Raw genomic sequence first — 10,923 nt, 5'->3', positions numbered from 1 at the left:
CCCCCCGCCCCGCCCCCCCCCCCCCCCCCCCCCCCCCCCCCCCCCCCCCCCCCCCCCCCCCCCCCCCCCCCCCCCCCCCCCCCCCCCCCCCCCCCCCCCCCCCCCCCCCCCCCCCCCCCCCGGGCAGCCGGGATCAGGCCTGGTCGGCCTGACGACGGCGGTAGGCCACGGCACCAGCGGCGGCCGCACCGACGGCGGCGACAGCGCCGACGCCGATCGCACCCTGCGCCTCGATGCCGGACGTGCTGCCGGCACCGGTCTCGGCACCGCCGGCAGGCGCGGCACCCATCTGCGCGACCTCGAGAGCGCCACAGGCGGCCGGAGCGGTGGCCTCCATGGGCAGCGACGGGTCGAGGTCGCTCACGACGTCACCGTCGTAGGCACCACTGCCGTCCTTGTCGATGCCGTGCAGCACGATCACGGCGGTGCCGGCCTCGAACGCCTTGTGCACGTCATCGGTGACCTCGAAGGTCCGCTCGTAGGAGACCGAGCCGCCCTCGGCGGTCGGGAAGCGGTCGACGGCCAGGCCGCTGTCCGGGCTGGTGTCACCCTCGGTGGTCAGCGAGGTGCCGATGGCGCCGTAGAACTTCGCGGCCTCGCTGGTGCTGACGAAGCCGTCGCCGTCCGCGTCATCGGTCAGGTCGTTCGTGGGGCACTGCCCCAGCGCGCCGATGTGGAAGTGCTGGGCGTGCGGCGAGCCGGCGAGCAGACCGTCGGCCTCGATCATGACGGTGGCGGTGTTGCCGTCCAGGGTCACCATGCCGGTGCCGGAGACGCCGGACATGTTCACCGCGCCGAGGTCGGCCTGGTAGCTGTGCGAGCCCTCGTGCGCCGAGGCGGAGGACATGGCCAGCAGCGGGAACGCCGCAGCGGCGATGGCGACGGTCGGGAGTGCGAATGCCTTGCGCAAGGTGTGCTCCTCGTGATCGGAGAGTGGTGCCGGGGCGGCGGCTCGGAACCGGTCGCCCGTCCTGCCGGCCGGCGCATCGGTGCGCCTGCCGTCGATCCGGTCGTGTGACCCAGGTCAGCGATCGGATGACCGGCAGGAGGGTCCCTGCCGCCGCGCTGTCCGTCTGACCTTCGGCGCCAGTGCCCCAAGCGGTTCAGTCCACGTCGGAATCGTGGGGCAACCACCTGATCGTGTCCATTCCGGTTGCACACCGCCGATCAGGCGCGCACGCTGACCGACGCCCTGGCATCCGGATACCCGGCCTCGACGAAGGATGGGTATGACTCGTTCTCGTCGCGCGGCCCCGGGGCGGGCCCTCTCCCGAGCAGCAGCGGTCCTGGCCCCGGTCGCCGTGCTCGCCGCGGTGCTCTTCGGCACCTCGCCCTCCGCGCTCGCGCACGACGGCCTGGTCGGCACCAGCCCGGTGGCCGGGAGCACGCTTCCCGCAGGCCCGGCCACCGTCGAGCTGGACTTCACGGCCGAGCCGCTCCCCATCGGCACGCTGGTGGCGGTGACCGGGCCCGACGGCGCGTCCGTGTCGTCCGGAGCCGCCGAGATCCGGGGCACGACGGTGGTCCAGCCGCTGGAGGGGACCCCGTCCGCCGGGACCTACCGCGTCGAGTGGCGGAGCTCGTCGTCCGACGGGCACGCCCTGTCCGGCGCCTTCGACTTCACGGTCGCCACCGGGAGCGTCTCGTCCGGTACGCCGTCGCCGGCCGCGTCCAGCGGCCAGGCCCCCGCCGCGGCCGACGCCGGCGTCGCGGCGGTGTGGCCGGCCGTCGGCGGCGTCGTCCTCGTCGGGCTGGGCGTGGTGCTGGTGAGCCGGCTCCGGCGGCGCGGGTGAGCAGCGTCGCGCCGGCAGCCGTGGCGCCGCCCGCGCCCTCCCCCGAGCACGATCTGCCGCACCCCGACCGGCAGCGTCGGTACCTGCTCGCGGCCCTTCCCACCACGGCGGCCCTGCTGGGTCTGCTCTTCTGGGCGCTGGCCGTGGGCTCGGGGGAACCCGCCGACGGGCCGACCGGCCTCCCCGCGGCCGGCCGGATCGTGGAGTGGGGCCTGCCGGTGGCCACCCTGGCGGGCCGGGTCGCGGCCGTCGGGACGATCGGCACGCTGCTGTTCGCCGCCGTCCTCCTGCCCGGGCGGGGCGTGGAGCTGCCCGCGCAGTCGCGGCGTGCGCTGCGGGCCGCGTCGTCCTGGGCCCTGGTGTGGGCCGCAGCGACGGGGATCGGTGCGCTGCTCGCGCTCAGCCGGCTGCTGGGGAGGGCACCCACGTCGGTGTCCTGGGCCTCGCTCCGGGTGTTCGTCGAGGACACCGGCGCCGGGCGGGCCGCGCTGCTCGGAGTCACGCTCGCCCTGGTCGTCGCGGCCGCGGCGTCCCGCTGCACCGTGGCCGGCGCCCGGATCCTGCTGCTCCTGGCGCTGTCGGCGCTCGTGCTCCCGGTCGTGCTCAGCGGCCACTCCTCCGGGGCCGAGGACCACCTGCTCGCCGTGACCACCCTCGGCGTGCACGTCGTGGCCGCCACCCTCTGGATCGGGGGTCTGGGAGCGCTGCTGGTCCACGGCCGCGGCACGGAGGCCCTCCCCGGAATCGCGTCGCGGTTCAGCTCCCTGGCCCTGGCCGCTTTCCTGGCGACGGCGGTCTCGGGTGTTCTCGCCGGCTGGATCGTGCTGGGCGGCAGCGCGGCGGTGCCGGCCGCCCTGGGCACCGGCTACGGCGCCCTGCTCGTGGCGAAGACCGCGGGCCTCACCGTGCTCGGCCTGCTCGGCCGGCAGCACCGCCGGCGCTCCCTCCCCCGGCTCCGCGCCGGCGACGGCCGGGCCTTCCGCCGGTTCGCCGCCGGTGAGGTGCTCGTCATGCTGGCGACCGTGGCCCTGGCCGTCGCGCTGGCGGCGTCCCCACCGCCCGCGAACGCCGCGCCCGCAGGGACGGCGTCAGGCGCACCGGCGGGCAGCTCCGCGCCCGCGGAGGCGGCCGCCGACCCGATGGCCGGGCACGACCACGGCGAGCTGTCGGTGGGGGTCCTGGTCGACGACGAGCGGTTCCACGTCGCCCGTCCCGTCGCCGCCGGTTCCCGGGTCACCGTCTTCAACGGCAGCGACGCCGAGGTGACCCTCACCGCGGCCGACGGCTCGTTCGACCTCGGCGTCCCGTCCCGGACGCTGACGACCTTCCTCGCCCCTCAGGAGCCGGGCGAGTACGCGTTCACCAGCGCCCACTCGGCGTCCTTCGCCGACGTGCTCGTCGTCGAGTGAGTTGCCGTGAGGGAACGCCCGGGCCCAGCGGCTCCCCCCGATCCTCCGACGGGTGAGCCTCTGGACCCAGGTCCGTCATTCGTCCTCGGTGCGGTAGCCCAGGTTCGGCGACAGCCACTTCTCGGCCTCGTCCACCGACCAGCCCTTGCGCCGGGCGTAGTCCTCGACCTGGTCGCGGCCCACCCGGCCCAGCACGAAGTACTGCGAGTCCGGGTGGGAGAAGTACAGCCCGCTCACCGCGGCGCCCGGCCACATGGCCATGCTCTCGGTCAGCTCGATGCCGGTGTGCGCCTCGACGTCGAGCAGGTCCCAGATCGTCAGCTTCTCCGTGTGCTCCGGGCAGGCCGGGTAGCCCGGCGCGGGGCGGATCCCGTGGTACTTCTCCGCGATCAGGCCGTCGGCGTCGAGGTGCTCGTCCGGGGCGTAGGCCCAGAACTCCTTGCGCACCCGCTCGTGCAGGCGCTCGGCGAACGCCTCGGCCAGCCGGTCGGCCAGGGCCTCGAGCATGATCGCGCTGTAGTCGTCGTTGTCCTTCTTGAACGTCGCCACCCGCTCGGCCGAGCCCAGGCCGGCGGTCACCGCGAAGGCCCCGACGTAGTCGCGCAGCCCGGTCTCCTTCGGCGCGACGAAGTCCGCCAGCGACTTGCGGGGCGATCCGTCCCGGCCCTCGGTCTGCTGCCGGAGCTGGTGCAGGACGGTGCGGACCTCGGCGCGCGACTCGTCGGTGTAGACCTCGATGTCGTCCCCGGCCACCTGGTTGGCCGGGAAGAGCCCGAACACACCGGCGGCGCGCAGCCACCTCTCCTCGACGATCCGGTCGAGCATCGCCTGCGCGTCCTCGTAGAGCCGGCGTGCGGCCTCGCCGGTCGTCGGGTTGTGCAGGATGTCGGGGAACCGACCGCGCATCTCCCACGCGTTGAAGAACGGCTGCCAGTCGATGTACTCGCGCAGCTCCGCGAGCGGGTAGTCGGGCAGGGACTTCACGAACTGGGTCGCCCGGTCGTGCAGGTGGTCGCAGTCCGGGCCGGTGCAGACGTCCTTCGCCTGCTGCAGCAGCATGCGCGGGCGCGGCGGCGCGTAGCCGGTCCAGTCGATCGGGGTCGCCGCCTCGCGGGCGGCCGCGATCGGCAGCAGCGACCGGCTGTCCTGCCGGGCGGCGTGCCGCTCGCGCAGCGTGGCGTACTCGGCGTCCGTCTCGGCCAGCAGCGTGGGCCGCTGCTCGTCCGACAGCAGCGCGGCCACCACCGGCACGGACCGGGAGGCGTCCTTCACCCAGATGACGGGGCCGGAGTACTTCTGCGCCACCTTGACCGCGGTGTGCGCCCGCGACGTCGTGGCCCCGCCGATGAGCAGCGGGATGGTGAAGCCCTGGCGCTCCATCTCCGAGGCCAGGTTGACCATCTCGTCCAGCGACGGCGTGATCAGCCCCGACAGGCCGATGACGTCGGCGCCCTCGGCCTTGGCGGCGTCCAGGATCTTCTGGGCGGGGACCATGACCCCGAGGTCGACGACGTCGTAGTTGTTGCACTGCAGCACGACGCCGACGATGTTCTTGCCGATGTCGTGCACGTCGCCCTTCACGGTGGCCATGACGACCTTGCCGTTGCTGCGCTCGGCGTCGCCGGGCTTCTTCTCCGCCTCGATGTAGGGGATCAGGTAGGCCACGGCCTTCTTCATCACGCGGGCGGACTTCACCACCTGCGGCAGGAACATCTTCCCGGCGCCGAACAGGTCGCCGACGACGTTCATGCCGTCCATCAGCGGACCCTCGATGACCTCGATCGGCCGTCCGCCCCGCTCGCTGATGAGCGCGCGCAGCTCCTCGGTGTCGTCCTCGACGAAGCCGTCGATGCCCTTCACCAGCGCGTGGGTGATCCGCTCCCCCACCGGCAGGTTCCGCCACTCCTCGGTGGCGACCTCCTTGACGCTGCCGTCACCGGCGAAGTCGCCGGCGATCTCGAGCAGCCGCTCGGTGCTGTCGGGGCGGCGGTTGAGGATCACGTCCTCGATCCGCTCGCGCAGCAGCTCGGGCACCTCGTCGTAGACCTCGAGCGCGCCGGCGTTGACGATGCCCATGTCCATGCCCGCGGCGATGGCGTGGAAGAGGAACACCGCGTGGATGGCCTCGCGCACCGGGTTGTTGCCCCGGAAGGAGAACGAGACGTTGGAGACGCCGCCGGACACCAGCGCGCCGGGCAGGTGCTGCTTGATCCAGCGGGTGGCCTCGATGAAGTCCAGCCCGTAGTTGGCGTGCTCCTCGATGCCCGTGGCGACGGCGAAGACGTTCGGGTCGAAGATGATGTCCTCGGCCGGGAAGCCCACCTGCTCGGTGAGGATGTCGTAGGCGCGCCGGCAGATCTGCGTGCGGCGCTCGAGGTCGTCGGCCTGCCCGTCCTCGTCGAAGGCCATGACGACGACGGCGGCGCCGTACTTGCGGCACAGCCGGGCCTCGCGGACGAACTTCTCCTCGCCCTCCTTCAGGGAGATCGAGTTGACGATCGACTTGCCCTGGACGGTCTTGAGCCCGGCCTCGATGACCTCCCACTTGGAGGAGTCGACCATCACCGGCACGCGGCAGATGTCGGGCTCGGCGGCGACCAGCTTGGTGAAGCGGTCCATCGCCTCGACGCCGTCGATCATCCCCTCGTCCATGTTGATGTCGATGACCTGAGCGCCGGCCTCGACCTGCTGGCGGGCGACGGCCAGGGCCGCCGGGTAGTCGCCGGCCTTGACCAGGTTCCGGAAGCGGGCCGAGCCGGTGATGTTCGTCCGCTCGCCCACGTTGACGAACAGCGTCTCCTCGCTGACCGTCACCGGCTCCAGCCCCGACAGGCGCAGCGCGGACCGGACCTCGGCCGGGACGCGCGGCGTCTTCCCGGTCACGTCGCGCGCGATGGCCGCGATGTGCCCGGGCGTGGTGCCGCAGCAGCCCCCGACGAGGTTGACGAAGCCGGCGTCGGCGAACTCGGCCACGATCGCGGCGGTCTCGTCGGGCGACTCGTCGTACTCGCCGAAGGCGTTGGGCAGCCCCGCGTTGGGATAGCAGGAGACGAAGGTGTCGGCGATCCGGGAGATCTCGGCGATGTAGGGCCGCATCTCCTTGGCGCCCAGCGCGCAGTTCAGGCCCACCATCAGCGGCCGGACGTGCCGCACCGAGTACCAGAACGCCTCGGTGACCTGGCCCGACAGGGTGCGCCCGGACGCGTCGGTGATGGTGCCGGAGATCATCACCGGCCAGCGACGGCCGCGCTCCTCGAACAGCGTCTCCAGCGCGAAGATCGCCGCCTTGGCGTTGAGCGTGTCGAAGATGGTCTCGATCAGCAGCAGGTCGGAGCCGCCGTCGACCAGGCCGTTCGCCTGCTCGAGGTAGGCCTCGACGAGCTCGTCGAAGGTGACGTTGCGGGCGCCGGGGTCGTTGACGTCCGGTGAGATGGACGCCGTCCGGCTGGTCGGGCCGATCGCGCCGACGACGTAGCGCGGCTTCTCCGGCGTGCGGGCGGTCATCGCATCGCACTCGCGGCGGGCCAGCCGCGCGGAGGCGACGTTGAGCTCGTAGGCGAGGTCGGACATGCCGTAGTCGCTCAGCGAGATCGTGGTGGCGTTGAAGGTGTTCGTCTCGATGAGGTCGGCACCGGCCTCGAGGTACTCGCGGTGGATGCCGGCGATGATCTCGGGCTGGGTGATGCTCAGCAGGTCGTTGTTGCCCTGCACGTCGCTCGGCCAGTCCGCGAAGCGCTCGCCGCGGTAGCCGGCCTCGTCAGGGCGGTCCCGCTGGATGGCGGTGCCCATCGCGCCGTCGAGCACGAGGATGCGCTGCTCGAGCAGGGCGGTCAGCTCGGCCGTCGCGTCGGGGCGGAGGGCGGGTGAGTCGGACACAGGCGTTCCCCAGAACTGCGTGGCTGTGGGTGTGCGGGCTCCGGCTCCGTGGCCGAGCTCCGGCACCCCCGGCGGGTCTGCCCAGGCTTGGGCGGTCCCGATGTCGGCTCCATGGTCTCACTTCGGCGCGCCGGCGCCGACGACGTGGGCTCCGTGCACACCCAGGGGTTCCCCGCCTCGCCCGACGGGCGGATCGACGTAGGCTCGCAAGGGTGATCGATCCGAAGTCCGGCGCCGAGGACCTGCCCGAACTCACCGACCCCGTCGTGGTCGTTGCGTTCGAGGGCTGGAACGACGCCGGCGACGCCGCCACCGGCGCGGTCGAGCACCTCGAACTGATCTGGGACGCCACGCCGCTGGCCGCCCTGGACCCCGAGGACTACTACGACTTCCAGGTCAACCGGCCGACGGTCTCGCTCATCGACGGCGTGAGCCGCAGCATCGAGTGGCCGACGACGCGCATCTCCGTGGCCCGGCCCCCGGGCAGCGAGCGCGACGTCGTGCTCATCCGCGGGATCGAGCCCAACATGCGCTGGCGCGGGTTCTGCGAGGAGCTCATCGGCCTGCTGCAGGAGCTGGACGCGCAGACGGTCGTCTCGCTGGGCGCGCTGCTGGCCGACACACCGCACACCCGCCCGACGCCGGTCACCGGCTCGGCCTACGACGACGACTCGGCCCAGGCCTACGGCCTGGAGACCTCGCGGTACCAGGGCCCCACCGGCATCCTCGGCGTCTTCCAGGACGCCTGCGTGCAGGCCGGCCTGCCGGCGATCAGCTTCTGGGCGGCGGTACCGCACTACGTCTCGCAGCCGCCTTCGCCCCGAGCGACGCTCGCTCTCCTGCGGCGGGTGGAGGAGGTCCTGGAGATCGCCGTGCCGGTCGGGGGGCTCCCCCAGCAGGCCGACGAGTGGGTGAAGACCGTCGACGAGATGGCCAACGAGGACGAGGAGGTCGTCGAGTACGTCCGCTCGCTCGAGGAGCGCGCCACCGAGGTCGACCTGTCCCAGGCCAACGGCGACCAGATCGCCCGCGAGTTCGAGCGCTACCTCCGCCGCCGCGGTGGCTCCGGCGGGGTCTGAGTCCCGGTCGCAGGGGCCCCGGCGCGAGCCGGCGAGCGGCGGGGGGCGACCGGGTCCTGCTTCCCGCGCGTCGCGGCGGCCCCGCCGGCTGCTGAGGCGCGTCCCGGCGTGCCGTGACGGCACGTATCCCGACGAGGGCCCTAGCGTGGCGGCATGGAGCAGGGCTTCGGCGACTTCCCCCCGGTCTTCCTGGCGTTCTTCGGCCTCGCCGCCGCGTTCATCGTGGTCGTCGCCGTCATGGTCGTGCTGAGCCTGGCGCGCAGCCGGAAGGTCCTGCGCGACAGCGGTCTGGACCCGCTGGCGGCGCCCGCCGAGGTGGCCGCCCGCCTCGCGCGCGGTCCGCTTGCCGCTCCGGTGCGGAGCCTGGAGCAGCGGCTGGCCGAGCTCGACGACCTGCACCGCCGCGGGGTGATCACCGACGCCGAGCACGACGCCGGCCGGCGCGCCGCGCTGACCGAGAAGTAGTCGCCCCGGATCAAGCGGAGCGCAGCAGCGGGCGCATCCGGGAGGCGGCGTCGTCGTCGAACAGCCGGTCGTGGGTCGCGAGCGCGAACCGGTCGGTCATGCCGGAGACGTAGTCGACGACCTGGGTGACGGCGTCGGCCTCGGTGTCGCGGTAGGACGCCGGCAGCAGCTCGGGATGCGCCAGGTGGTGGTCGACGAGCCGGCGGATGACGTCGACGGCCACGTGCTTCTGCCCGGCGGCGGTCTCGGACTCGTACACCCGCTGGAACATGAACGCGCGCAGCTCGTGCATCGCCTCCAGCGGCTCGGCAGCCATGCGCACGCCGGTGTTCCCGGGCGCGAGCGATCCCTCCACGACGGCGTCGATCATGGCGCCCACCATCTCGCTGCCCGGGTCACCGAAGACGGCGCGGGCGCGGGCCGGCAGCGCGTCCGGCCGCAGCACGCCGGCGCGGACGGCGTCGAGCGCGTCGTGGGACAGGTAGCCGATGCGGTCGGCGTAGCGCACGCACTCGGCCTCGCGGGTCGACGGCGGTGGGTCGATCTTCCAGCTGTGCGCCCGGACGCCGTCCCGGACCTCCCAGGTCAGGTTGAGGTCCTCGAGCACCTCGACGATGCGCACGCCCTGGGCGGCGTGGTGCCACCCGCCGGGCACGTAGGGGTCGAACGCGTCCTCGCCGATGTGCCCGAACGGCGAGTGCCCGACGTCGTGGGCCAGCGCGATCGCCTCGGCGAGCGTCTCGTTGAGGCCGAGCGCGCGGGCCAGCGACCGGGCCACCTGGGTGACCTGCAGCGTGTGGGTCAGCCGGGTGACGAAGTGGTCGCCGTCGGGGTTGAGGAAGACCTGCGTCTTGTGCTTGAGCCGCCGGAAGGCCTTGGCGTGCAGGATGCGGTCGCGGTCCCGCTCGAACGCCGTCCGCAACGGGTCCTCCGGCTCCGGCCGGGCGCGCCCCCGGGTGCCGGCCGACCGGCACGCGGACGGTGCGAGCTGCTCCTCGGCGAGCTCGCGCGCGGCCCGGTCGGTGAACCGGAACGAGGCGGCGGCCGTCATCAGCCGTCCTGCAGCGCGACGCCGAGGAGGGCGTCGACGGCATCGCAGACGATCGTCGGGGACTGCTCCTCGCGCTCGCCGGCGCCCGACAGCGTCGCCGCGGCCCACGCGTCGACCACCGCGATCGCCCCGGGGCTGTCCAGGTCGTCGGTCAGCCGCTCGCGGAGAGCGTGCAGCACGGGGCCCGCGGGGGCTCCGCTGTCCTGGACGACGGCGCGCCGCCAGGTGCCCAGCCGCTCCTGCGCCTCGCGGAGCAGCGCCGGCGTCCAGGCGCGGTCGGTGCGGTAGTGCCCCGACAGCAGGGCCAGCCGGATGGCCATGGGGTCGACGCCCTCGCCGCGGAGCTTCGAGACGAAGACCAGGTTGCCCCGGCTCTTGCTCATCTTCTCGCCGTCGAGCCCGATCATCGCGGCGTGCACGTAGGCCCGGGCGAACGGCTTGGTGGCGGTCAGCGCCTCGGCGTGGACGGCGGAGTACTCGTGGTGCGGGAAGACCAGGTCGCTGCCACCGCCCTGCACGTCGAACCCCATGCCGATGGTGTCCAGGGCGATCGCGGCGCACTCGATGTGCCAGCCCGGCCGGCCGGCGGTCCCGCGCGGGCCGGGCCAGGACGGTTCGCCGGGACGTGCGCCGCGCCAGAGCATGGGGTCCAGGGGCTGCCGCTTGCCGGCCCGCTCGGGGTCTCCCCCGCGCTCGGCGAAGAAGCCCAGCATGGTGGTTTCGTCGTAGCGGGATTCGCTGCCGAAGCCGGGCGCCTGCGCGATGTCGTGGTAGACGTCGCCCGTGCCGTCCTCGAGCACGTAGGCCAGCCCGTCGTCCAGCAGGCTCTCGACGTGGCCGACGATCCGCGGGATCGTCTCGACCGCCCCGACGAAGTCCTCGGGCGGCAACACGCGCAGCGCCGTCATGTCCTCGCGGAACAGCGCCGTCTCCCGCATGGCCAGGACGACCCAGTCCTCGTTGTCGCGGGCGGCCCGCTCGAGCAGCGGATCGTCGATGTCGGTGACGTTCTGGACGTAGTGCACGGCGTGGCCGGCGTCCCGCCACACCCGGTTGATCAGGTCGAAGGCGAGGTAGGTGGCGGCGTGCCCCAGGTGGGTGGCGTCGTACGGCGTGATGCCGCAGACGTACATCCGCGCCGTCCGGTCCGGGCTGGTGGCCACGACCTCGCCGAGCGCGGTGTCGTGGACCTTGAGCACGGGGCCGGTGCCCGGCAGGGTCGGCAGGAGCGGAGCGGGCCAGGAGAGCAC

Annotated in this window: 8 protein-coding genes; 4 read left to right on the top strand and 4 right to left on the bottom strand. The window is 73.4% G+C overall.

Annotated elements, in window-relative coordinates:
• Nucleotides 1-133 precede the first annotated feature (133 nt).
• The gene (locus tag ACI793_RS14345) at nucleotides 134-910 is read right to left on the bottom strand and encodes a hypothetical protein (protein WP_456607051.1); all 777 of its coding nucleotides are present in this window, start codon (nucleotides 908-910) and stop codon (nucleotides 134-136) included.
• Between the two features lie 319 nt (nucleotides 911-1,229).
• Between ACI793_RS14345 and ACI793_RS14340 the strand changes: the two genes are divergently transcribed.
• Together ACI793_RS14340 and ACI793_RS14335 are read left to right on the top strand one after the other, a co-directional pair.
• On the top strand, nucleotides 1,230-1,793 hold the full coding sequence (locus tag ACI793_RS14340; RefSeq protein ID WP_456607050.1) for a copper resistance CopC family protein: 564 nt from the start codon (nucleotides 1,230-1,232) through the stop codon (nucleotides 1,791-1,793).
• Nucleotides 1,790-3,202 (top strand): CopD family protein, encoded by a 1,413-nt coding sequence (locus ACI793_RS14335; protein WP_456607049.1) that lies wholly within the window; start codon nucleotides 1,790-1,792, stop codon nucleotides 3,200-3,202. Before ACI793_RS14340 ends, ACI793_RS14335 begins: the two co-directional genes overlap by 4 nt.
• 75 nt (nucleotides 3,203-3,277) lie before the next feature.
• Here ACI793_RS14335 and metH read toward each other — a convergent pair whose 3' ends face one another.
• Nucleotides 3,278-7,078, bottom strand: a complete 3,801-nt coding sequence (gene metH / locus ACI793_RS14330) for a methionine synthase (protein ID WP_456607048.1) — start codon at nucleotides 7,076-7,078, stop codon at nucleotides 3,278-3,280.
• A gap of 212 nt (nucleotides 7,079-7,290) precedes the next feature.
• Here metH and ACI793_RS14325 point away from each other — a divergent pair, with 212 nt between their 5' ends.
• Together ACI793_RS14325 and ACI793_RS14320 are read left to right on the top strand one after the other, a co-directional pair.
• A complete protein-coding gene (locus tag ACI793_RS14325) occupies nucleotides 7,291-8,157 on the top strand; it encodes a PAC2 family protein (protein ID WP_456607047.1) in 867 nt (288 codons plus the stop codon).
• Between the two features lie 153 nt (nucleotides 8,158-8,310).
• Nucleotides 8,311-8,622 (top strand): hypothetical protein, encoded by a 312-nt coding sequence (locus ACI793_RS14320; protein WP_456607046.1) that lies wholly within the window; start codon nucleotides 8,311-8,313, stop codon nucleotides 8,620-8,622.
• A gap of 10 nt (nucleotides 8,623-8,632) precedes the next feature.
• On the opposite strand, the gene ACI793_RS14315 is transcribed toward ACI793_RS14320, so the two are convergent.
• Together ACI793_RS14315 and mshC are read right to left on the bottom strand one after the other, a co-directional pair.
• Nucleotides 8,633-9,673, bottom strand: coding sequence for an HD domain-containing protein (locus ACI793_RS14315; protein WP_456607045.1), 1,041 nt, complete (start codon nucleotides 9,671-9,673; stop codon nucleotides 8,633-8,635).
• Nucleotides 9,673-10,923, bottom strand: a complete 1,251-nt coding sequence (gene mshC, locus ACI793_RS14310; RefSeq protein WP_456607044.1) for a cysteine--1-D-myo-inosityl 2-amino-2-deoxy-alpha-D-glucopyranoside ligase — start codon at nucleotides 10,921-10,923, stop codon at nucleotides 9,673-9,675. Before mshC ends, ACI793_RS14315 begins: the two co-directional genes overlap by 1 nt.

This window comes from Blastococcus sp. SYSU DS0617 (assembly GCF_054051075.1).
Note: the sequence above shows the minus strand (reverse complement) of the source record. Positions and strands in the feature narration are given on the sequence as shown.

What these genes read in the sequence shown, in the direction of transcription:
- ACI793_RS14320 (WP_456607046.1), top strand. Translation starts at nt 8,311, where the DNA reads ATGGAGCAGGGCTTCGGCGACTTCCCCCCGGTCTTCCTGGCGTTCTTC.
- ACI793_RS14315 (WP_456607045.1), bottom strand. Translation starts at nt 9,673, where the DNA reads ATGACGGCCGCCGCCTCGTTCCGGTTCACCGACCGGGCCGCGCGCGAG.
- ACI793_RS14340 (WP_456607050.1), top strand. Translation starts at nt 1,230, where the DNA reads ATGACTCGTTCTCGTCGCGCGGCCCCGGGGCGGGCCCTCTCCCGAGCA.